Below are 22,996 nucleotides of genomic sequence, written 5' to 3' on the forward strand. Positions count from 1 at the left end.
AAGGATCCAGCATTGGATAACTTTAATGAATTAGCGGACCAGTACACCCCCATGATCCACAAAATCATGCACTCGCTTCATCTTTACCGAGACCAGGAGGAGTTCTATCAAACGGCATTAATTGCTCTTTGGGAGGCAAACAATGGCTTTAACCCGGAAAAAGGCAGCTTCACCAACTATGCCTATGCCTACATCAAAGGGAAACTCTTGCTGGAGCTGACGCGGAGCCACAAATATGAGCAAAGAACCACCTACCCTAAGGAAGAGTATTGGGGGACCGTTCAGGACCAGCATGACGACCAGCCTCTTGAAGCCGAAATCCTGCTTTCCTATTGTCAGGGGCTTTCCGAAAAGGAGACAAAATGGGTCATGGGGGCCATTCTCTATGATCAGTCGATTCAGGAGATTGCCGCCCAGGAACATGTTTCTTGTTCAGCCGTAAAGCAGTGGAAACTGAGCGCATTAAAGAAATTAAGAGCAAAGTTCGCGGACCGGTATTAACGACAAAAGCGGGGGAATTCTGAGGAAACTGTCGTTAATAAGCGGGCTTAACGACAAAACCAATGAATAATCAGAGTAAACTGTCGTTAATTAACCCTCTTAACGCCAAAACTGATGAGGAATCAGGGAAAACTGTCGTTAATAAGCGATGAAACAAGGGGACGGTTCCTCCGCTTCATAAAAGGAAGCAGGAGAACCGTCCCTGTGTTTCACTCCATAACAGCAGAATGAACAATTTGTAAGAGGGTTTGTTCGTCTACGGCGCTGGCTTCGAAACGTAGGTCGTAGACAGCTTTTTTGGATTCCAGGAATAGAAAGATGTGGGTTTCTTTTTTGGTTTCTGACTGCACGGCATCACTAACTACTGTGACTTGATACGCCTCAAATGGCAGCTGGTCCAGCTTTTGTTTATCGGTTATGACGGATTGATTGGGTACTAACGCTTCTACTGAATCCGAATAGGCCAGCCCTTCGATGATTCCAATCGGGTTCCCCTTGATTGAAAAGGCAGCAGAATCCAGCCCCTTTTTCACCTCCCAGTTGCCGCTTACGTTTATTTTTAAATGATCCAGGGCAATCTCTTGTACTGGTTCTTTTGTTTTATTCTCTATCGATTTCGTGGATTCTTGGACCGCCCGATTCTCTCCAGAGTCCTTTATTGCGGAAGCGTGAGCACAGCCTGTCATGACTGCGGCTACCAGCAGAACCGAACAAATCGTCATTCCTGTTTTCATCCTTATTCCAACTCTCTATTCATATTTTAAATCGATTTTCATCAAGCTAAAGTGATCGCCTTGTTCTTCATTGGTATCCCTGACAAACACAATGGACTTTCCATCCTTCGACCAACATGGCTGCCAGTCGCTGTACTGGCCGCTCACAACCAGATCAACAGGCAAACCGCTTGAAGACGCATTCATGTTTTTTAACTGTACCTCGTTTAATTGCGACTTCGTTAATTGCGATTCCCGTTTACTGTCCACATGAATCGCCCAAATCTCCCGGAAAGTCGTCACAATCTCTGCTTTTTGTGTTTTAGACTTTTTCCGTGTTGTCGTATCCTTGGCATAAGTGATAAATTGGCCATCTGGTGACCAACTCGGTTCCATTCCTGCCGTTAATTTTCGAGAATTCGAACCATCACTGTTGACCAGCCACACTTCTTTTTCCATCGTTTCCCCACTAGTTCGTGTCTTCGTGAAGGCGATGGTTTTACCATCCGGCGACCAACTTGGTTCAGAACCAGCTGCAATTTTCACTAGCTTCCCCGTCTCAATCTCCATTGTCCAAATTTCCTCACCGATTTGGGTATGGCCGTGTGGCTGATTCATGGTATAGCTGTGTTTGGCAAACGCGAGGTTCTTGCCATTCGGCGACCACGTTGGATGATCATAAAATTCGTCTGGAGATTCTGGTGATGTTAACTTTCGGACATTTGAGCCATCCCGGTCCATGAGCCAGATTCCGGCATTCTTCGTTTGATAACCGGAAAACGCCACCTGTTTTCCGTCAGGGGACCACGAAGGACTTCGCATATATTGAAACGAATCAAGCGGATATTCTTTGAATGATTCGGCCGGACTCCATACAACGATTCTTTCCTCTTTTTCAAAACCAATCTCTCCGTCTGACAGCAGCGTCGGATCATTCACCTTGGTAATCCCCAATGAGACTAATTGCTCCTCCTTCACTGCCCGAATTTGGTCTGCCACAGCTATTTCATTTGGAAAAAGTGACGAAAGACTGACTGACAACACAACGAGACCTGCTGCCACTAATGGAAGAAAATAGTTTTTCCAAGAGCGTTTTTTGACATTGGACTTTGGCCTTCTTGCTGCCAATTCCTGTTTAATTCTCTGCCTCACATTTTCTTCAAAACCTGGTGTCGGCATTTCAATTGCATTGGTTAACTTAATCAATTGGACAGTTTCAATCAGTTCGTTCCATTCTTGATCTCCCGGCTGAATACCCAGTTCGCCGGTTTGCCAATTCAACTGATCAATATACTGGGAAAGTCTTTCTTCTTTTGAAAAATTCATCGCAAAGCCTCCTCCAAAAATTTCTTTTTCACGAGATCCTTGATTTTTTGAATCGCCCGAAATTGGGTGACCTTGACATAGCTTTCCGACCGTCCCAGTAATGCTGCAGTTTCTTTAATTGTTAAATCTTGCAACAGACGCAGCACAATGATTTTTCTCTGTTCTTCATTTAATAACGAAAGGGCATACGCTACCTGTTCTTTTTGCTCGAGGACTTTGCCCAAATCATTCCCTATGTCGACGAGGAGTTGTTCTGGCTCCAATGGCAACGGGTCTTCCGTTCTTTGTTTTTTTCTCCAGCGGTCAATGATGATATTACGGGCAATGGTTTTTAGGAGAGCCGGAACATTAACATCTTCTTTATACCGCTCCTCTGCCCGGATCGCTCGAATAAAGGTTTCCTGCGTGATATCTTCTGCCTCTTGCTGGTGGCGGACTCGCAAAAAAACATAGACATAAATCTCTTTCCAATGATCAATCCATATTTGCTCCCAATCCACTTTTTAGGCTCCTTTTTCTTGTAGACGTCTATACAATTCAAAACGTTAGTTAGCAAAAGAAGTTACAGTTCCGTTGAATATTACTGTCAAGGCCAAGCCACAACTCAAACTGCTGTGAATAAAAAAGCGCCGCCCATTTAGCAGCACTTACTGTTGTCCTTATGAATGGTGAATGTTTCTATTTGTTGATAAAAAAGCTTCCCATATCTTCCACTTCTATATCCGTATTATATGAGCTGCTATCATACTTAAATCTATCCATGATAATTGTTTCATAGGCATTTTTCTTTTCTCCGTTTTTCTTTGCCTCACTAAATATACTTTCTTCTAAACCCGTATCGATATAATCCTCAACAGTCTTTTGTTTATTTGAAGGAACAAAGTCGATTATAACGGTAAAATACTGAAAACCATCATCGGCTACTTTTTTTATAAACTGTTGGATGGCAGAATAATAGCTTTCCCTTGAATAACTTTCATTAACTAATATGGCTATTTGGAAGAAAGCATTGAGCTTACTTTTATCCAAATCAGTCAATTTCGTCTTTACATTCAAATTTTGGTGAGGGTTAGCAGTCACAAAGAAAAGTGTGTTTGGAGCAAGATTTGTTACATTAGGTTGATAGTTTGTGCGCAGGAGTTTGCTTGCTAAAACCTTTTGGTATGTATCTTCATAAGAGTGTTGTCCTTCTCTAATAACAATAAATTGATTATTGGCAGGATCATACCCTTTTCCTTCAAATTGAGTACCCGCTGCAAAACCTAGCGTTACTTTTTCTATGTCTGCAACCCTAAAGTCTTGTCCGTACTTTTCTTTTAGATAGGATTGCATCTTTATTTTTTCTTCCTTTCTTTCAGCAGAATTCATTGTCCTACTGCAGCCTACTGTTGTGATGATCGTAATAGAAAGTAGAAACAACACTGTCACTTTTAATAAGCCTAACTTTTTCGGGCGTACCATTTCACATATGTGCACCTTTCACTATTAATTTAATTTGGCAGGGAATTTTTTTACTTGATAATTTTACCATTATTAGCACCCATTCTTCATCAAATAAATGGAAATTCTGAAAATACTAGATAATTCTCTGCCAAACGGGTTCCCCAGGCTTGAAGCATAAGAATCGTACCCGTGCTTCCCTCTCTATGATATGGTAAAATATTGAAAATAATATATTTTGTTGTGGAGGTAGAATATGAACGTTGAGTCGATTATGGAGAAGCTGCAAGAGCTTGGTTCTGAACAAACTAAGAAGACGTTTATGAATCACGGGGCTAGTGGCAGCTTATTTGGAGTCAAGGTCGGAGATTTAAAAAAACTCGTCAAGTTTGTGAAAAGAGATCAGGATCTGGCTTTGGCTTTATATAAAACAGGCAATTCGGATGCTATGTATTTAGCAGGTCTGTCCGTTAATCCAAAGTTGATGACCAAGGAGACTCTTCAAAGTTGGGTAAAACAAGCAAACTGGTATTTGCTTGCGGAATATACGGTTGCTGGTGTGGCGGCTGAAAGTCCGTATGCGTTGGAACTTGCACGTGAATGGATGGATTCAGAAGAAGAAATGATTGCGGTTGCCGGCTGGAGCACCTATGCCAACTACTTATCGATTACGCCCGACGAAATGCTCGATATACAGGAGATTCGCCGCTTGCTCATAAGAGTTGAAAACACGATTCATCAAGAACAAAACCGGGTCCGTTATGTCATGAACGGCTTTGTCATTAGTGTCGGGGCCTACGTTACCTCTCTACACAACGAAGCCATCAGGGTGGGCGAAGCAATCGGGAAAGTACACGTCAACATGGGCAACACTGCCTGCAAAGTTCCTCTCGCCGTTCCCTATATAAGAAAAATCGAAGAACGCAACAAAATCGGCGTCAAACGCAAAACTTGCATCTGTTAGGGGACCATAGGGACGGTTCTTCTGGTCCCAAAGGGAGCCAGGAGAACCGTCCCCCTGGAGCTCCCTGCTTCACCCAGCAAGCCTTTCCCTAACCTTTCCTGGGAGGCTTGCGGTGAGGAGCAGGATGAGGCAGCCGATGATTAGACCCGCTATGGCTACGAGGTGAAATCCTGCCAACGAGACTCGGTCGGCGAAGAATAGGCCGAGCAGGCTGGATGAAAAGATGGTTCCGATATAACGCGAGGTCATGAATAATCCGGAGGCGATGCCGGTTTCTTCTTTTTTGACGAAGGAGTACAATGCTGTTTGAAGTCCGAGATTGTTGAAGCCATTGGTACAGCCTAGGATGCATAAAACAACAAAAATATAAACGGGAGAGGTCGCTTCCTGAAACGTCATGAGCAAACCTGTTCCCAGTATGGCAGCAATGCAGCCAGCAAACAAAGCAGGCTTTGATGTCCCCGCTTGGTCAATCCACCTGCCAGCGATTGGCGAGACAATGACTCCCATCCCCGCAACCGAAAGCATCATGATTCCAGTGAAACTGGCGTTATAATGCATGACCTGCTGCAAATAGGAAGGTACCCCAAAAAACAACGAGTAAAATAAAATGTTCACTAGTATGTATTGTACATAGACCTTGCTAGCATTCCGATTGCTCCGAAACGATTTGACATCAATAAACGGAGCCGGCCTCTTTGCTTCATACCGATATAACGCAATGACAAATAGTACAAACAAACCCAAGCTGACCCATTTTGGCTCCCGCTCTAATGACAATAAAAAGAACAACAAACTAATAAGCGTGAAAGAAAATAACACAATCCCTGCATAATCCAATGAAGCATTTCTTTTTACCACTGGGTTATTAGGGAAAAATTTCAGCGTTAAGATAACGGAAAGGATAATAATCGGAAAGTTAATCCAAAAGATTGCTTCCCAATCTGCTGCCCCAATCAGCAGACCGCCAATCGTCGGTCCAAAAGCGGCGGATACGGACGAAAACATGTTTAAAATCGCAAACATTCGCGCTTGGTTTTTCGTAATCTGTTTTCTAACCGTGGTCATCCCTGCCGGATAAAGCATCGAGCTGCCGACCGCCTGAATCATCCGTATCGCTACAAGACTCCCAAAGTTGGGTGAAAAAGGCGCCAATAGACAAGAAACCGCCACTAGGCTTAAACCAATTAAGAATAAATGCTTTCGGTTAAACGTATCACTCAATTTGCCCATAATCGGCTGCCCAATCGAACTGGTTAAATAATAGGTAGAAATAAGCCAAGAAGCATCAACAAAAGATAAATCAAACTGAACCTGCAGACGTGCTAAAGCCACTGAAATCATCGAAGAATTCAGCGGATTCAACAAAATACCCAAGGCCACAGCCCATATTAAAGGCATAAAACAAATCCCCTCCCTTTTGTTATATTTTAGCATGAAACACAAAGTCGGTTCTTCTTGTTCAAAAAAAGAGCCAAGAGAACCGTCCCCCTGGTCCCTCTTGTTTCATTTTATCCAATTAACTCTTTACATTTTGCTGTCTTCAGATGTACATTTAGAATATTGTGGCCCATATTAGTTAATACGTTAAAGAGTAGGTGCAGCATAGAATATGTCATGGGATATTTTTAACATAATTGGCACGATTGCTTTCGCATTAAGCGGAGGTATCATTGCCTCTGAAGAAGATTATGATTTAATTGGATACTATGCTTTAGGCTTTATCACCGCTTTCGGAGGCGGAGCCGTCCGCAATTTATTAATTGGTGTTCCAGTTTCTGCTTTATGGAGTCAAGGATCCTTGTTTCTCATCACGTTTATCTTGATTACGGTTCTTTATTTCCTGCCCATTAACAAACTAGTAAATTGGAAATATTGGTCTTTCTCTTTCGGTTTGCTAGATGCCATCGGTTTATCCGCTTTTGCCATTCAGGGAGCTTTATACGCGAAAAATTTAGGACTGCCAACCAGTGCCATGATTGTTGCTGCTTTACTAACGGGCGTGGGTGGAGGCATTATCAGAGATGCGTTATCGAAGCGACAGCCTTTTGTTTTTAAATATGAATTATATGCTTTTTGGACGATTCTTGCCGGCATGATTCTCAGTTTTCAAATAGTAGATAAAGACATCTATTATTATTTCTTGTTTGTGATCGTTGTTTTATTAAGAATGCTGTCAATCAAATATCATTGGCATATTCCAAGACCCCAGAAACAGAAAATGAATGAATTTAAAATAAATCAGTAGACCGAGGCTTTTCCAAGCATTCGGTCTTTTTTGATGTTTGGACGATGCCAATAGGATTTGTCCCAGGGCCGCTCCCCCTATTTCCCGATAAAATTGAATTTTTACCGATAAATCTATTTTTTCCCCGATATAATTCATTTTTTCCCGATATCTTCGTTTTTTTCCCGATAAAAAAAAGGGGAGGCAAACTGCAGCACTCCCTTACCACCATTTTATTAAAAAACAATCGTTTTATTTCCATGAACAATAATTCGGTCCTCCAAGTGCCACTTCACCGCGCGAGCCAAGACGCTTCTTTCGATGTTCCGGCCAATTTTTTTTAAGCTGTCGACATTATTGCGATGATCGACCCGGCTGATATCCTGCTCGATAATCGGCCCCTCGTCAAGGTCATTGGTCACATAATGGGAAGTCGCGCCAATTAATTTTACGCCGCGGTCATAGGCCCGTTCATACGGCCGCGCCCCAACAAATGCCGGCAAGAAGGAATGATGGATGTTAATGATTTTTTTCGGATATGCCGCTATAAAACTCGGAGTCAAAATTTGCATATAACGCGCCAAAATCACCACATCAATTTCATGCTCCTTTAACAACTGCAGCTGCTTTTCTTCGACTTCTGCACGGATATCCTTATTGGCCGGAATATAGTGAAACGGGATATCCAGTCCTTCAACAACCTCTCTTGCCGCCTCATGATTGCTGATGACAAGCGGAATGTCCATCATCAAATTGCCGCTTTGCCATTCCCACAACAGTTCCAGCAAACAGTGAAGCTCCTTTGAAACAAAGATGGCCGCTCTTTTCACGCGATAAACATGCATGAAGCTCCATTCCATGTCAAACCGCTTGGCAATTCCATCAAACTGCTGCTCCATTTTCTCTGCTTTTTCCATAAGGCCTGGACATTCAAATTCGATCCGGATAAAAAAAGTCCCGTCCTCTGGATTGGTAGAATACTGACTGGATTCGATAATATTCGCATTAAACGAAAATAAGAAATGCGAAATGGTTGAAACGATCCCAGGCTGGTCGGGACAACTGACCAATAAGCGCCCCCGATTCTGATTTCGTTCTTTAAATGTGTCGATTTGATCTTTAATGTAAGATTTCATTGCAATACCCCTCATTATTAATGAAATCTATTATACATGAATTTTATTAATTTTGCGGAAAATTATCACTATTCACTTAAAATACATATTGAATAACAAAATTGCTGATAAACAAAATCGCAATCAAATAGAGGGCCGGGTGAATTTCTTTCCCTTTTCCCATCAATAGCTTGATCAATGGATAGAGGATAAAACCGATCGCCATTCCATCTGCAATACTATACGTTAACGGTATCAAAACAATGATTAATAGAGCAGGAATGCTCTCTGATAAATCGTTAATGGAAAGATGAACAATATTTTGCAGCATAAGAATTCCAATTAAAATCAGAATCGGTGAAACTGCACTGGCCGGAACCAGATTAATGACTGGGATAAACAGAATCGAAACGAGAAACATGAGCCCTGTGACAATGCTGGTTAATCCAGTTCTACCGCCTGCTGTAATTCCCGCTGCGGTCTCCACGGATGCGACCGTTGGGCTGGTTCCGAAGACTCCAGAAAACAACACCGAAACAGCTGTTGCCTGGAGAGATTTCTTGCTGCTTTCCGGGCGATGGAGCATGTTGCTATGCCCATGGATCAAACCAATATTTTCAAACACAATCACCATGGCAAAAGAAATCGAAGTGAGCCAGAAAACGAAATTCCCCGCCTGTGCCCATGAAGCCTGGCCAAACACACCTAAATATTCATGAAAAGATGGCATCGAAAAGGAAATCTTCTCGAAATGGCCTCCCCCAAACAAAAAAGTCAGTAATGATGTAATCACAATACTTAATAACAGGTTTCCCGGTATATTTTTTATAAATAATAAAATCGTAATAATCAAACCAATGAAGGTGGTGATGGCAATCGGACTGCTTAAATCGCCAATCGCCAGTAAAGTGTGTTCCGAATTCGTGATAATGCCGGCATTATCAAATCCTATTAAAATCAACAAAATTCCGATTCCGATCGAAATGGCTTCTTTTAAAGAATTCGGAATCGAGGAGGTAATTACGGTTGCCATTGGTGTAAAGGCAATAGCCGCGAAAATCAGACCTGACACAAGTACCATAGCCAATGCTTCCTGCCACGTAAAACCGCCGGATTGGACAATGGTATACGTAAACATGGCATTAAGCCCCATTCCTGGAATGAGGGTATATGGCGTATTACTCCATAATCCCACGATTAAGCATCCAATAAAACTAGTAAGTATGGTTGCAATGATACCGGCCTCCATTGGAATTCCGGCTACCGCCAAAATCGTGGCGTTGACAATAATGATATAAACAACCGTTATATAAGAGATCAGACCTGCAGATACTTCCTTACCGACGGTTGTACCATGCTGATGTAATTTAAAAAAACGTTCCATTTCAATCACCTTTCTATTCATACCAAACGATAATTATCGTATCATAGACGAATACTATACAAAAAATATATATTTTATATAGAAACCATACTTTTTCGATATAGAAGGTGATTTCATGGACATTAAACAACTACGGTATTTTATCGCCATCGCGGAGGAAAAGAATATAACCGCCGCTGCCAATCGGCTGCATATGTCGCAGCCGCCGCTTAGCATGCAATTGAAACAAATGGAAGATGAGCTTGGTGTTAAATTAGTCGAACGCAATGGCAAGAGTATGGAGTTAACGGACAAAGGAAAAGTGCTGTATCATCGTGCATTGCATCTGGTGAACAGTGTCGAGGAGATTAAAAATGAAGTACAGGAAACCGAAGAAGGAAAACGAGGCCAGCTAGCCGTAGGTATCAACACCCTTTCGGTAACAGGGTTTGCCGAAATGATCCAATTCTTTCATAAACAATTTCCGCTTGTTTCTTTAAAAATTGTTCAGAACGATTCGTTTTATTTAGCAGATATGGTCAAAACAAGGGCGATTGAAATGGCCTTTGTCCGCCTGCCACTGGAACAACGTGATTTTTCCTATCAACATCTATTGAGCGAGCCCTTTGTTTTTGTAAGCAACAAAAAATCTCAGGTCATGACTTTGGAAGAGATTTCACGTTTGCCCCTGATCATTCCCAGCTCAGAAGGCTTAGGAATCTACAACACGATCCTAGAGGCTTTTTCAAAGCAGAACCTTCCACTCAACAGTATCGCAGAATGCTCAGATATGCATGTATTAATGGAAATGGTCAAGGGCGGAATGGGAGCCACCATCGTCCCCAAATCAGTCTTAAATGTCTATGGAGACCAAGGTCTCCACTCAACACCTATTCAAGACGCCCAACTGGTCTCCTCCTTAGGAGTCATCTGGCTAGAACACCATCTAGTCTCATCACCCGCAAAAAACTTTATAAAAATCGTAAAAAAATTTCTTTAGGGACCAGGGGGACGGTTCTCCCGGTCCCATCACTTCTACTTTTCAACCCAACTTAAGCTTTCCTTTAACAATTGTGTCTCGAAATTTGCGATAGAACGGTCCCCTCGCATCATGTATAATAATCCATATGCTTATAGATAGAATTTTCAAAAAGTGGGTGTAGAGGTATGTGGTTTGTTTTTGCGGTAGCAGCTGCCGTTTGTTTTGGGTTAAGGGGCATTTTATATCAGTGGACATCGCAGCGGCCGATTGACCGCAATTTGTTGCTAACGGGGGTCTATGTTTCCGGCACCCTTATCACGGTTGGTACGAATTTTTTTGCCCAGCAGCCATGGTCCATGGGAGCGTTAATGGGTATCCTATTGGGGCTATTCTCGTTTATTGCTAACGCCTCGATGTATAAGGGGTATGCCGTCGGGAAAGCTTCGATTGTTGCCTTGTTTACCGGGCTGCCGCCGCTTGTTGTAATGATTTGTGCCTACATATTATGGCAGGAAGGGCTGACACCTTGGCAGTTTGTTGCATTCTTCATTGTCTTAGGCGGCCTGCTGATGATCAAATATTCGCAGGATTTAAGGGTTGGACAATTAAAAGGCGTCCAATGGGGCGTATTAACGATGATTTTCTTTGGCTTTACCGATGTATCCGTAAAGCAGGCAACACTTTTGGGAGCATCTGCACTGCCTGCCTTAACGCTCATGTTTGCAACTGGAAGCGTATTGTTTGGGTTGTCTTGGGCATGGGGAAACTTTAGGTCACAAGCAAACAAGGCACACAATGAAGTGGCAGCGTCCAGCGAAACAGCACCCGGACATACTGCTGCCACGGTTTGGACCTTGAAAAAAACAGTTGGCTGGGGCATGCTCGTTGGGATCACAAATGCAGGTGGCATGCTGTTAATCTTCCCAGCTTACCGTGAAGGAATAACAGGAATTGTCTCCGCCATCGTCGCCTCCAACGTGGCACTCGTCCTTTTATATGCCCGTTTCTATCTGAAAGAAAATTGGACCAAACGCGAGGCTGGCGGCCTATTAATGGCCTTTCTCGGCATTATCCTGCTCCGAATTGCCTCCTAGGGAAACACGTTTGAAACACGGGGACGGTTCTGCTGTTGCATAAAATAGCAAGCCGTCCCCTTTGGTGTGGGCAAGAGAACCGCCTCCCTGCCTCACCCCCGCATCACTTTCTCAACTCACTATATTGCACATGGATTCGGTTTTCCGGTTTACGGTCGACGGTATACAGAACGAGTAGGAAAAACCACTCTAAAGGCTTCATGATCAAGTAGACGAGGTCGGCGGACCATTTGGTACGGATATGCCGGCTAAGGGGGTATCCGTACTTGTCGTAAAAGCCCCGAATTGCCTTATGGAGGTTGGGTGTGTAGTCCTCGAGAATGTTTTCAAAGGCGTTGGCAACCAGCAATTGGCGGTTGACGACAATTCTAGAGCCATGTCTAATTCCTGCCCTGATTGGCTTTACAAGTTTCTTATGCCCTGCTGCCGAAACGGTACACAGATAATGGCCATCCCCCTCAACAATCTCCGGAGCTGGCGCCGGAATCCTGGAGTAATGAAACGAACTGGTATCAAGGAACACACGGATCAAACTGTCCGGCCTCTGTCCAAACAAAACCATAATCAATTGAATCACGACTAGGGCTGGAAAAAGAAAAATCACCCATACCCGAGACATCTTTTGATAGCGGGAAGAGACTCTGTAAAGAAAAAGCAAAATAGGATTGGTGTATTCCGTCTCTGATTCACTCATCTTTTCATGAAAACGATTGAGTGATTCTTTTAATCGGGAAATATAGAGAAAGACTAATGATAAGAAACTAATCTGCAGAAGCGGGACAGAGAACTTTTCTCCATCATGAGTAAAAGCAGTATGGGTCAGGTAGATGACCGCAAATAGGATATTCAAAATCACCACGATGCTGCAGACAACAAATAAGATAGGAGAAAGTCCCTCCTGAGAGCTTAATAACCAAAAGCTAAACATGCCGAAAATGAGTAACACAATTACGGATAAGACATGGTCATTGGCAAGCGAGGCATAGCCGTTTGCTTTCACTCCATTCATGGAGAAAATCCGTAACTGCTCGCCTCCCTCTAAGCCCAAATTGTTGATAAAAAATCCAATCATCAAAAGACCTATAATGGCGATTGAATAAATTGCATCGATCACCTTTGTTCTGACCGAGCCTCCCCCCACCGCCTTGCGCCTGACAAAACTTTGCACCATCCGAATGAAGGCATAGGCAGGAATAGATACGAACAATACGATTACTAACAAAATAACCAACTTGATTCCTCCCATTATCTCACTGACAAAAGCGCTTATTTACATAGAAATTCTTGGTATACAAAAATAATAATACATAGAAATTCTATGTACAATGTTTTTTAAAAAATTTATGAATTTTCATCACTTCTATTTTACAAGTGAACTGACATTTATCTACTATTTTCTAAAACTCAAACTTATTCAAACGTTTGATTAATTTTTTAGCAAACGTGATTAGTTAAATACATTTATCAAATCGATAGCCAAAAAATTTGTCAGTCAACCAAACGTTTAATTGAAAAACTTGATATTCCCATCAATAAGGGATTTTCACCCGCAATTTGCTAAAAAAATTGTCGTGTGAAGTAGAACTGTCCAAGAAGGAGGTTGTGTTACTTTTTGGAAGCATAAAGTGGGTTGGCCACTCTAACACGGTCCCCAAATTCCACTTTCAATTCTTCAAACGCTGCCAAGACTTCCGGAGGAACATCCACAGATGCAATATAGTTTTTTCCACTAGGCCCGTATCCATCGGTGTTATCCAATAATCTAGGAATTTCCCCCATCAGCAAGGAAATAAATCGATTAAGATCCCACATTCCCCACAGGTCGGATGGTTCAATCACCAACTCTCCCTCTCTCACTTGAACACGAACTTTATAGGACGCAAAGTTAATGAGTTCAACTTCTGTACTTGATAGAAACTTACGGAACGTGGCATCCATGCGGTGCTGCATCGTGGTATCTTGGACAATTAAAATCGACCTTGGGCGAAGCTGGTGCTGTTTCATCACCTCTAAAGCATAGGTCACATTATTTCCACAGTTCGTTGAGTTTCGCTCGATGAGAATATCAGCGATTTGATAGTTTCGTCTAATATATTCACTGATGATATCGGCTTCCATTTTCCCTTCCGTGACGATGTCAGGATATGCCTGATGAACAGCCTGCCGCATGCTCTCTGTCGTGTGGCCTTCGCCCCCCACGACCATGAAGGTTTTCGCAATGCCCGTGGTCAGAGCCTGTCCCACTACATCAAAGCCATAGGGAATACTGCCGCCAAATAGAATCAGCAAATCCACCTGTGAAACTCCATACTTCTCCTGTAAAGCTTGACTAGTTAAAGCCTGAATATCTCTTTTTCCAAGAAAGTCACTTAATCTATTTAAATTTTCCGCTGTTTTAGATAAATCCATATCCACACCTCCACACCATAAATCCATTACATGTTATTACTTTGCATTATACCCGATTACTAGAATGATAATTTGAAAAAAGTTAAACTGATAAATGATTAACAATCTTTCGCAAGGATAAAAATGTAACCAAGATGACTAAAAGGAGTCGATATAGAATGCCCACGCAAATCACGACGAAATTTATGATACAAAAGCCAGCCAACGAAGTGTTTGAGGCCATAGTGGATCCGAAAAAAATCGGGAACTTTTGGTTTTCATCTAGTTCCGAAAGATGGGAACCAGGCAAAATGGTTACATTGAAATATGATGAATACGGAGCAGAAGTGATCATTAAGGTAGAAGAGGTAACGCAAAACAAGAAGATTGTCTTTTCCTGGGGCGAAACGATTATGACCATTACACTAACAGAATCAGATCACAACAGTACCATTATTCAAGCGACTGAAGCTGGTTTTAATGAAGAAGACCCTGAATTAATCAATATATTACTTGACCAAAAAGAAGGCTGGGTATATGTACTATCCTGTTTAAAAGCCTACTTAGAGCACGGCGTTACAGACCTAAGAGCCGCTTTAATACATTGATGCAGGGGGACGGTTCTCGTGCTGCAAAAAAATGAAGCAGGAGAACCGTCCCCCTGCTTCATCCGCTCGCTTATTAAATGGCTTTTGGTTTTCTTTCGTCGTTTTGTTTTTGTTTGAATTTGATGTAGTTTTCGTAGCCGACTGTGTTGTTGCCCCAGGTTTTTTCGTAGTCCCAACCGGTTAGTTGTTCGAATACTTGACGGGCTTCTAGAGTGGCTTTGGCTTTAGAGCCGCCATTTTTCAAACGTTGAATCTCATTTAATAGTACAACATGGTTTTCTTTGGTTAATTTGTAACGGTAGGAAACGATTAAGCCTGCTACTAAGAAGAACAGGGTACCAAACAAAAGAATCGAAACAATCATCGTGATGGCGGAATCTGGCTGGGAGCTCTGTCCGGATACAAATCCTGCTTCCTGCAAAGCAACACTCACCAAGAATACAGCTAGCGCCTGGGTTCCTTTGCGGATCAAACTCATGACCCCTGCAAACACACCCTCGCGTCTTTGACCTGTTAAGGCTTCGTCAACGTCTGGAATAAACGCGTAGTTGTTCCAAGGAATATAGTTCAAACCGCCGCGGCCCAAACCACAAATGCCGATCATTACAAATATTAAAGCTGTGTTATTGAGCGTTCCAGTCATTTTTAATACCGTGAAGCCAACAATACCAGCGATAAAGAATAAAACAGCTGTCCGGAAAGCCGGAGCAGGATTCATTTTAAGCGTGATGGTAAGAGCAATCCCTACACCAACGATCTGCAGGATATACATAATCGTTAACAAATTGGAAGCCAATACGGCGCTTTGCATCAGTGCAAAAACGACAAAGTACGTAAATACAGCGTTGAATACGTCCTGGCTTAAATATCCGCCTAAATACATGCCAAGATGATGACGGAAGGTTTTAACCCGGAGAGTGGAGAACAAATCAAGATAAATCTTTTGGACATTTTGTAAAAAGGTTCTGTTGCTGATGACTTCTTCTTTAGGGATTTCATCATAAGGACGTTCCCAAGTATTTTTATAAAGCAATACTAATACCACCATAATGATGACAGTGAAAATGGCACCAGAGTACAAGAAGGTCATCGGATCATCTTTTCCTAATGCTTGGACAAGACGCCCCGGAATATAAGCTGCGAATACAGCGGAAGCCTGGGCAATAAACATTCGGGCGCCGGTAAATTTGGAACGGACTTTATAATCATTGCTCATTTCAGCGGCAAGTGTATCATAAGGAATCAAAATCATCGAATACACAATTTCAAACGCAATATAGGTTAATAGATAATACCAGTATCCAAACCCAGACACCCAGATCGCCGTATAAACTAGCACAAGCGGAATAGCGGCTAGAATAAAGAATTTCCTTCTTCCAAACTTGCGGCCCAATTTGGTTTTGTGAAAGTTATCGGTAATATAACCCATTGTCGGTGCTGCAATCGCATCGACAACCCTGGCAATGGCGAAAATAGAACCCGCTTCAACGGCGGTAAGTCCACAAAACGTGGTTAAAAAGAACAGCAGCCATGCGGCTGTTAACGCGAATGCGCCTGCCCCTAAAAAGTCCCCCAGCCCATACGACAAGTAATTAATGAATTTTGGCTTTCTCACCATTTTGTTCTCCTCCAAAGTTGAAAAGTTAAAAACTATCAAGAACTTTTTAAATAAAGGAATTCAAAAACTCTGCTAAAGCTAATATTGCAAGTGATTGTCCATACGGCATGGTGGTGATTCGAATTTCTTTGTAAAAATCCAAACTATCCCCCATTCCAGTCCCCACGGAAACCTTTTGTAATGCTCCATCTTCACCAATTTCACTCAGAATGCCTTTAATTGCTTGATAGGCAACCTCTTCATACTCTTGACTGATGTATCGTTTATGAATGGATTTTAAAATTCCGTAAGCAAAACCGGCAGTGGAGGAAGCCTCCAGATAAGAGGTTGGATCATTGATCAACGTATGCCATAAGCCGCTTTCATCCTGGTGCTTGGCCAACGCTTCAATCTGGCGCTGTAACGTATCAACAAGGAACTCCCTTAAGAAATCTCCCTTTTCTAGTTCTAATATTTCGATAATTTCTGGAATGGCGATGGTAATCCAGCAGTTTCCTCTGCCCCAAAGAGCTTCGGCATAATTATGATTTTCTTCAAAGGTCCAGCCATGGAACCACAGACCTGTTTTTCGATCAGCTAGATATTTGATGTGAATCAAAAACTGCCTCTTGGCTTCTTCGATATATTCCTTGCGATTGAGGAGCTTGCCGATTTTAGCTAGTGGCAGCACCGTCATCATCAGTGTGTCATCCCAAAGCTGATTTTTGTTTTCCGGGCCGTAGGTCATATGCTGTAATCCGTCTTCGTTTGTACGAGGCATATCATACATGACCCACTCTGCCCATGTTTCCAGGTAAGGCACGTATCTTTGGTCTCTCGTATCCTCATACATAAACGCTAGTGTTAACAGCGGCGCCATGGTATTGACGTTCTTAGGTGGAACGCCCTCTTTGAACCTGGCGTCAAACCAATCTTGGACGATCCTTAAAGCCCTTTCATTTTTGGTTAATCTCCAAAACTTGTAGATTCCATATAAAGCAACACCCTGCGGCCAATTCCACACATGCCAGCTTTTATCATCTACCACGAGCCCATCGAAGTTTAATAAGAATTCTCCGGAATCGTCTTTGATTTGTGTCAGGTTATCCATTAACACATCAATTTGCTTCAAAACTTCTTCTCTTTTGATCAAAAGCTCAGTTTGAATCATACGCTCTACCTCCTGCAAATGGATCATTACAGTCTTGCATCATGGCCCCTTCTGGAAAGGCTTGCACTACGCTAGAAAAAAAACCTCTTTCAAGTCAACTGTCACAGGGCTATTGTCTGGATTTGTTTTCATTAATGGCTCCATGTAGGCCCACCACTTTTGACAAATGGTGGTTTGGGACATTTGTGCCCACTTTTCTTCATTTTCTATTTCCAAATAAGCAAATAATATACCGGTATCTCGATCTAGGAAAATCGAGTAATTGTGTGCACCATGGGCTTTTAATTCGGTTACCATTTCCGGCCAAATTTCATCGTGACGTCGTTTGTATTCCTGATAACTGTCTTTGTTAACATACATAATGCTTGCTTTTCTAATCATTTCGTTGCTCCTATTTTGATAGGTTTATGGTTTAGTAGATCAGATCCTATAATGTTAAACCGTTTACATCTTTTTAAAATCAATTACAATCGATGTAATTTCTAGCTGGCACCTCTTTTCGTTAAATCAGGTTGATTTGTGTGAATGAATAGCTACCATTACGGATTAAAGCAATAGTTTTCACAAATCTTATAATAGTTTGAACATTGATGGTTTATCTGTGTTTCAAATATCTTACAACATAATAATAAAATAAGAAAACGGTTAAATCAATAATAAATCTTTCTTTTTGTTGTTTTGTGTCTAAATTGTAGAATTTCGGACATTTTTACTTATTTTTATGTTGTTTTTGTTTGTATTAGCCAAAAATACTAAATTATTATTTGGGTTTTTGTTATAATGTGTAATAAACAGTAACGGAGTTATTTTTGCCAAAAAGGGGGGCTTGATTTGTTAGGGATTGAGCGACGACAAATCATCACGTCGATTTTACAAAAAAACAAAAAAGTACTCGTATCCGATCTAAGAAAACAGTTTAATGTAACGGAGGAAACCATCCGCAGAGATTTGGAAAAATTAGAAAGAGAAGGAGCACTGACTCGCACTTATGGCGGGGCAGTCATCAATCAGCCTACTAATCTGGATTTGCCATTCAATCAAAGAATTGATATCAATCTTCAAATCAAACAAGAGATAGCCCAAAAAGCTAGCCTGTATATCAGCGATAACGACTCACTATTTGTAGATTCTAGTTCTACTTGTTTTGAATTAGTTAAACTGTTAAATGACAAAAGAAATGTAACCGTTATCACAAACTCTGTGAAAATACTAAATGAAAGATCCAATACAACGAACAAGATTATCTCTACCGGCGGAGAATTAGTACCGCATTCATTATCATTAGTAGGCGCCATTTCGTTAGAGACGGCCAAAAAATATAATCCCGATTACGCCATACTCAGCTGCAACGGCCTAGACCAGACAAAAGGAATCATGGACTCAAACGAGCCAGACGCCGAACTAAAGAAATTCATGGCCCAACAAGCAAACAAAAACATCTTACTAGCAGACCATACCAAATTCGACAACATCGCCTTTATCAGCTTTCTAGAATTTCAAAAAATAGATTACCTAATCACCAACATCAAACCCAGCGACAACTGGATCAAATTCCTCCACGAAAACAATATTACCGTCATTTACTAGGGACCACGGGGGACCAGGGGGACGGTTCTACTGGTTCCGTTGTCAGACAGAACCAAATCTCCACATAAAAAGAGACCTCAAATTACCTTAATGGTATTTCAGGTCTCTTTTTTCGAGTGTTTAATTTAGGAGTGACTGTAATTAAAATTCTTCATAAATAGCAGGATTTTGGTTGCTGATTCTTCCATCCGGGCGAGTTAATTCCCCAATCAGGTTCATTTCTGTTTCATTTAGGGCAAAATCAAAGATTGATATATTCTCTAGCTGTCGTTCAGGAGTGGCAGATTTAGGAATTGAAATTGCCCCTAGTTGGTAATGCCAGCGCAAAATAACTTGCGAAATCGTCTTTTGATGCTGACTCGCAATCGCTTGGAGTGTTTCGTTTTTCAAAATGTCTCTTGCCTTGGCAAGCGGACTCCAGGATTCAGTCATCACGCCATTCTCAGCATGCCACGTTCTTTGCTCTGCCTGATTGAAAAATGGATGCAATTCAATCTGATTGATACTTGGCAACACGCCCGTTTCCTTTTTGAGACGTTCCATGTGCTCTGGCAGAAAGTTACAAACACCAATGGAGCGGATTAGTCCCCATTTTTTCGCATCGATTAAGGCTTGCCAGGCTTCTACATAATGATCTTGTTTCGGGTTCGGCCAATGAATCAGATAGAGATCATAATAATCAAGATTGGCACGATATAAGGATTCTTGGATCGCGGTAACCGCTTTGTCATATTCTTGATAGCGGCCAGGCAGTTTCGAAGTAATCACCAATTGGTCTCTTGAAATGGAGCTGCGTCTTACGGCTTCCCCCACTGTTCCTTCATTTTCATAGTTGTAAGCAGAATCAATCAGGCGATATCCTAAATCAATCGCACTGAGGATCGAACCTACTCCTTCATTTCCTTTTAGTCTGTATGTACCTAATCCGATGACGGGAATTGTCATTCCGTCATTTAACATGATCTCTGGAATAGTCCTGTCCATTATCAATCACTCCTTTCATATATAAATTAAGATTATCATATGTATCAGCTTATCCAACAGAAAAGAGACATGAAAAATTAAATATAAATGGAGGAGCGGAGGAGACGTTCTCATGGCTCTATAAGCCACGAGAACAATCCCCCTCCCCCACTCAAACTGATGCACGAGAACCGTCCCCCTGCTTCATTTGCGTCTGCCTTTTTCTTTTTTTAATTGGTGACAGTTTCCGCTCCAGCCAGCCCATCACCACGTCGGCAATGACGGCCATTCGGGGTCCACAGGGACGGTTCTAATGGTCCGGTTGCCGCAAGAACCGTCCCCGTGGTACCCTGATAATAAAGATAAGAGATTTTGTCGAAATATAGCGTGGTGAGATAGTCTAGGAGGGAGAATATGTTCAATTTAGCACCATTGATGCTCGAAAAAGTAGGCATTATTGTGATTGTTGCTTTTTTGCTAGCACAAATGCGTTCCTTTCGCCAAGTAATTCAAAATGATCACACCACAAAAGAAAAAATCATGCTTATTGTATTGTTTGGTTCATTTGGAGTCATTAGTAACTATACAGGAATTGAGGTGCAGCACCAGACCATCGAAAGACCGGATTGGCTGACTGATATGAACCATGACAGCGCACTAGCCAATACGAGAGTCATGGGGATTGTGATTGGCGGACTCCTTGGAGGACCTGCGGTCGGCATTGGCGCTGGGGTTCTGGCAGGAATTCATCGTTATACCCTTGGGGGATTTACCTCCCTGTCCTGTGCTCTGTCTACTATTCTAGCTGGAATCGCAGCCGGGTATTTAGGGAAAAAGCGAAAGCAACAGGGCAAACCAATTTCATCCCTTTTTGCGGTCATCACCGGAATGATGATGGAAACAGTTCAAATGGCGATCATTCTTGTGGCGGCAAAACCGTTTGCCGATGCTTGGGAACTCGTCCAACTCATTAGCCTTCCCATGATATTCGGCAACGGTTTAGGCACCTTGCTGTTTATGTTGATTATCCAAATCATAAAACGTGATGAGGAACGGGCCCGGGCCACGCAAACGAACCAGGCTTTCCTGATTGCCGACCAAACCCTTCCCTTCTTTCGCCAAGGCTTAAACTTAGAATCTAGCAGAGAGATTGCAGAAATTATTCTGCGGCTGACCGATGCAGATGCGGTCGCTGTCACCGATGACCATCAAGTGTTAGCCCATGTCGGTGTCGGGTCGGATCATCATCTGCCAAGGACGAAGCCAGAGACAGGCCTGACAAGAAAGGTATTGGAAAACGGGCAGATTTCAATCGCTAAATCAAAAGAGGAAATTTCCTGTATGGAGCCGGATTGTCCACTCCAAGCAGCGATTGTCCTTCCGTTAAAGGTCCAGAACAAAATCTACGGTATCTTAAAAATGTACTATACGAACCCAGATAAACTCGACAAAGTCCAGCAGGAATTGGCTGAAGGACTGGCCAAACTTTTTTCAACCCAGCTGGAGCTGGCGGAGGCAGAAAGACAGACAAAGCTATTAAAGGATGCAGAAATAAAAGCACTACATGCCCAGATTCATCCGCACTTTTTATTTAACAGTCTGAACACCATATCCGCACTCTGCCGGACAGATGCCGATCAAGCACGGAAACTATTACTCGAGTTAAGTTCATTTTTTCGCGGGAACCTTCAAGGAGCCAGGCAAATGCTCATTCCATTGGAAAAAGAAATAGCCAATGTGAAGGCCTATCTTTCATTGGTGCAAACGCGGTTTCCAAATAAATTCACGATTGATTTTCAAATAGAACCTGGCATTGAAAAGGTCATGATTCCTCCGTTTACCTTGCAGCCATTAGTGGAAAATGCCATCCATTATGGTTTCCCTGGTAGTAAAACAAAGGGAACGATTACAATCACAATTTTTTCAAAAGATGAGCAGTTGCAAATTATCGTAGCTGATGATGGAAAAGGAATACCGGAAGAAAAGCTGGGGTTGCTTGGCAAGCAGGTGTTGGATTCTAAAAAAGGGAGTGGCACAGCCATTTTTAATATTACCGAACGCCTAAAAGGAATTTATAATGGTCAAGCCCATTTAAGGATCCAAAGTAAAGTCGACCAAGGCACCACGATTACCATTTCGATACCGTATGACAGTAAAGGAGGTTTGGAGCAACATGTTGAAAGCCTATATAGTAGATGATGAACCCTTAGCACGAGATGAGCTGAAATATCTGCTGAGCCGGACCGGGCAAGTGGACATTTTAGGAGAGAGCGATTGTATTGAGGATGCGGTTGCGGCAGTCAAGGTACTGAAACCGGACCTCGTTTTCTTGGATATTGAACTAGCTGAAGAGAATGGGTTAACTTTAGCAAGACAACTAGAAACCCTCGAGCCCGCACCAGCCATCGTCTTTGCGACAGCTTATGATGAGTATGCTTTACAGGCATTCGAACTAAATGCCGTTGATTATATATTGAAACCTTTTGATGAGGAGCGGATACAGAAAACGCTGGAGAAAATCAAGAGTATGCAAAAACTTGCAAGCAAGCAGACTCCCCTCCAAGCCTCCGTGCCTCCAAACAGGAATGGAAAAATGCCCGTCATGGTGGATGAGCGAATTATTTTACTAACGATTGCCGAAATTGTCTATTTAGAAACCAGCGAGGGTAAGTGCAACATCGTCACGATGGACCAAACCTATAAAGTAACGGATGCACTGGTGGTTTTGGAGAAAAAACTTCCAAGTCCTAAATTTTTCCGTGTCCACCGCAGCTATATCGTTAACCTGGATTATATTAATGAAATCGAACCATGGTTTAATTCTACCTATAATTTACTCATGAAGGACGGCTCCAAGGTTCCTGTCAGCCGGACCTATGTAAAGGAACTGAAACAGCTTCTAGGTTTCTAACTTTTTGCATTTCATTTGTCGATTTTTGCAATTCACCCTTCCATTT

The 22,996-nt window shown here is 42.2% G+C and carries 22 protein-coding genes and 1 pseudogene; 9 read left to right on the forward strand and 14 right to left on the reverse strand.

Annotated features, from left to right (window positions below; all coding sequences use genetic code 11):
- Positions 1-12 precede the first annotated feature (12 nt).
- A complete protein-coding gene (locus BN2425_RS16695) occupies positions 13-501 on the forward strand; it encodes a sigma-70 family RNA polymerase sigma factor (RefSeq protein ID WP_042462248.1) in 489 nt (162 codons plus the stop codon).
- A gap of 209 nt (positions 502-710) precedes the next feature.
- Here BN2425_RS16695 and BN2425_RS16700 read toward each other — a convergent pair whose 3' ends face one another.
- The 4 genes from BN2425_RS16700 to BN2425_RS16715 form a co-directional block, all read right to left on the reverse strand.
- Positions 711-1,235 carry a hypothetical protein gene (locus tag BN2425_RS16700; RefSeq protein WP_154663529.1) on the reverse strand — a complete coding sequence of 175 codons (525 nt, stop codon included), beginning with the start codon at positions 1,233-1,235 and terminating at the stop codon, positions 711-713.
- A gap of 15 nt (positions 1,236-1,250) precedes the next feature.
- Complete coding sequence (locus BN2425_RS16705; RefSeq protein WP_042461849.1) at positions 1,251-2,540, reverse strand: PD40 domain-containing protein; 1,290 nt, start codon at positions 2,538-2,540, stop codon at positions 1,251-1,253.
- Positions 2,537-3,040, reverse strand: coding sequence for an RNA polymerase sigma factor (locus BN2425_RS16710; RefSeq protein ID WP_042461851.1), 504 nt, complete (start codon positions 3,038-3,040; stop codon positions 2,537-2,539). The genes BN2425_RS16705 and BN2425_RS16710 overlap by 4 nt, the downstream gene beginning before the upstream one ends.
- 178 nt (positions 3,041-3,218) lie before the next feature.
- Complete coding sequence (locus tag BN2425_RS16715) at positions 3,219-3,908, reverse strand: hypothetical protein (protein WP_154663530.1); 690 nt, start codon at positions 3,906-3,908, stop codon at positions 3,219-3,221.
- Positions 3,909-4,236: 328 nt separating this feature from the next.
- On the opposite strand from BN2425_RS16715, the gene BN2425_RS16720 reads away from it, so the two are divergent.
- Positions 4,237-4,944 (forward strand): DNA alkylation repair protein, encoded by a 708-nt coding sequence (locus BN2425_RS16720; RefSeq protein WP_042461854.1) that lies wholly within the window; start codon positions 4,237-4,239, stop codon positions 4,942-4,944.
- A 69-nt stretch (positions 4,945-5,013) separates the two neighbouring features.
- Here the strand turns inward: BN2425_RS16720 and BN2425_RS16725 are convergent, their stop codons facing one another.
- Positions 5,014-6,345 (reverse strand): MFS transporter, encoded by a 1,332-nt coding sequence (locus BN2425_RS16725; RefSeq protein ID WP_052352919.1) that lies wholly within the window; start codon positions 6,343-6,345, stop codon positions 5,014-5,016.
- 211 nt (positions 6,346-6,556) lie between these two features.
- Between BN2425_RS16725 and BN2425_RS16730 the strand changes: the two genes are divergently transcribed.
- Positions 6,557-7,192: a trimeric intracellular cation channel family protein gene (locus tag BN2425_RS16730; protein ID WP_042461856.1), complete on the forward strand. Its 636-nt coding sequence runs from the start codon at positions 6,557-6,559 to the stop codon at positions 7,190-7,192.
- Positions 7,193-7,407: 215 nt separating this feature from the next.
- On the opposite strand, the gene purU is transcribed toward BN2425_RS16730, so the two are convergent.
- On the reverse strand, positions 7,408-8,307 hold the full coding sequence (gene purU, locus BN2425_RS16740) for a formyltetrahydrofolate deformylase (protein ID WP_042461860.1): 900 nt from the start codon (positions 8,305-8,307) through the stop codon (positions 7,408-7,410).
- Positions 8,308-8,383: 76 nt separating this feature from the next.
- Positions 8,384-9,670: an NCS2 family permease gene (locus BN2425_RS16745; RefSeq protein WP_154663531.1), complete on the reverse strand. Its 1,287-nt coding sequence runs from the start codon at positions 9,668-9,670 to the stop codon at positions 8,384-8,386.
- 115 nt (positions 9,671-9,785) lie between these two features.
- Here BN2425_RS16745 and BN2425_RS16750 point away from each other — a divergent pair, with 115 nt between their 5' ends.
- Both BN2425_RS16750 and BN2425_RS16755 read left to right on the forward strand, forming a co-directional pair.
- The gene (locus tag BN2425_RS16750) at positions 9,786-10,649 is read left to right on the forward strand and encodes a LysR family transcriptional regulator (RefSeq protein ID WP_042461863.1); all 864 of its coding nucleotides are present in this window, start codon (positions 9,786-9,788) and stop codon (positions 10,647-10,649) included.
- Between the two features lie 167 nt (positions 10,650-10,816).
- A complete protein-coding gene (locus tag BN2425_RS16755; RefSeq protein ID WP_042461865.1) occupies positions 10,817-11,725 on the forward strand; it encodes a DMT family transporter in 909 nt (302 codons plus the stop codon).
- Between the two features lie 103 nt (positions 11,726-11,828).
- Here BN2425_RS16755 and BN2425_RS16760 read toward each other — a convergent pair whose 3' ends face one another.
- Together BN2425_RS16760 and BN2425_RS16765 are read right to left on the reverse strand one after the other, a co-directional pair.
- Positions 11,829-12,956, reverse strand: a complete 1,128-nt coding sequence (locus tag BN2425_RS16760; RefSeq protein WP_235714670.1) for a DUF6688 domain-containing protein — start codon at positions 12,954-12,956, stop codon at positions 11,829-11,831.
- Positions 12,957-13,330: 374 nt separating this feature from the next.
- A complete protein-coding gene (locus BN2425_RS16765) occupies positions 13,331-14,134 on the reverse strand; it encodes an ElyC/SanA/YdcF family protein (RefSeq protein WP_042461869.1) in 804 nt (267 codons plus the stop codon).
- 158 nt (positions 14,135-14,292) lie between these two features.
- Here BN2425_RS16765 and BN2425_RS16770 point away from each other — a divergent pair, with 158 nt between their 5' ends.
- On the forward strand, positions 14,293-14,721 hold the full coding sequence (locus BN2425_RS16770) for an SRPBCC family protein (RefSeq protein ID WP_042461871.1): 429 nt from the start codon (positions 14,293-14,295) through the stop codon (positions 14,719-14,721).
- A gap of 73 nt (positions 14,722-14,794) precedes the next feature.
- Here the strand turns inward: BN2425_RS16770 and BN2425_RS16775 are convergent, their stop codons facing one another.
- The 3 genes from BN2425_RS16775 to rhaM all read right to left on the reverse strand — a co-directional run bounded on the left by BN2425_RS16775 (position 14,795) and on the right by rhaM (position 17,870).
- Positions 14,795-16,339 (reverse strand): MFS transporter, encoded by a 1,545-nt coding sequence (locus BN2425_RS16775; protein ID WP_042461873.1) that lies wholly within the window; start codon positions 16,337-16,339, stop codon positions 14,795-14,797.
- 46 nt (positions 16,340-16,385) lie between these two features.
- Positions 16,386-17,489, reverse strand: coding sequence for a beta-galactosidase BglB (bglB, locus tag BN2425_RS16780; protein WP_042461875.1), 1,104 nt, complete (start codon positions 17,487-17,489; stop codon positions 16,386-16,388).
- A 66-nt stretch (positions 17,490-17,555) separates the two neighbouring features.
- Positions 17,556-17,870, reverse strand: a complete 315-nt coding sequence (gene rhaM, locus BN2425_RS16785; protein ID WP_042461877.1) for an L-rhamnose mutarotase — start codon at positions 17,868-17,870, stop codon at positions 17,556-17,558.
- Positions 17,871-18,320: 450 nt separating this feature from the next.
- Between rhaM and BN2425_RS16790 the strand changes: the two genes are divergently transcribed.
- Positions 18,321-19,076 (forward strand): DeoR/GlpR family DNA-binding transcription regulator, encoded by a 756-nt coding sequence (locus BN2425_RS16790; RefSeq protein WP_042461879.1) that lies wholly within the window; start codon positions 18,321-18,323, stop codon positions 19,074-19,076.
- Positions 19,077-19,217: 141 nt separating this feature from the next.
- On the opposite strand, the gene BN2425_RS16795 is transcribed toward BN2425_RS16790, so the two are convergent.
- Positions 19,218-20,060, reverse strand: coding sequence for an aldo/keto reductase (locus tag BN2425_RS16795; RefSeq protein WP_042461880.1), 843 nt, complete (start codon positions 20,058-20,060; stop codon positions 19,218-19,220).
- 151 nt (positions 20,061-20,211) lie between these two features.
- Positions 20,212-20,328, reverse strand: a pseudogene (locus BN2425_RS23150) (hypothetical protein); the annotation flags it as partial.
- A 125-nt stretch (positions 20,329-20,453) separates the two neighbouring features.
- Here BN2425_RS23150 and BN2425_RS16800 point away from each other — a divergent pair.
- Together BN2425_RS16800 and BN2425_RS16805 are read left to right on the forward strand one after the other, a co-directional pair.
- Positions 20,454-22,238, forward strand: coding sequence for a sensor histidine kinase (locus BN2425_RS16800; protein WP_042461882.1), 1,785 nt, complete (start codon positions 20,454-20,456; stop codon positions 22,236-22,238).
- A complete protein-coding gene (locus BN2425_RS16805; RefSeq protein ID WP_042461884.1) occupies positions 22,213-22,950 on the forward strand; it encodes a LytR/AlgR family response regulator transcription factor in 738 nt (245 codons plus the stop codon). Before BN2425_RS16800 ends, BN2425_RS16805 begins: the two co-directional genes overlap by 26 nt.
- Positions 22,951-22,996 lie beyond the last annotated feature (46 nt).

The organism is Neobacillus dielmonensis, assembly GCF_000612665.1.
GTDB lineage: Bacteria > Bacillota > Bacilli > Bacillales > Cytobacillaceae > Neobacillus > Neobacillus dielmonensis.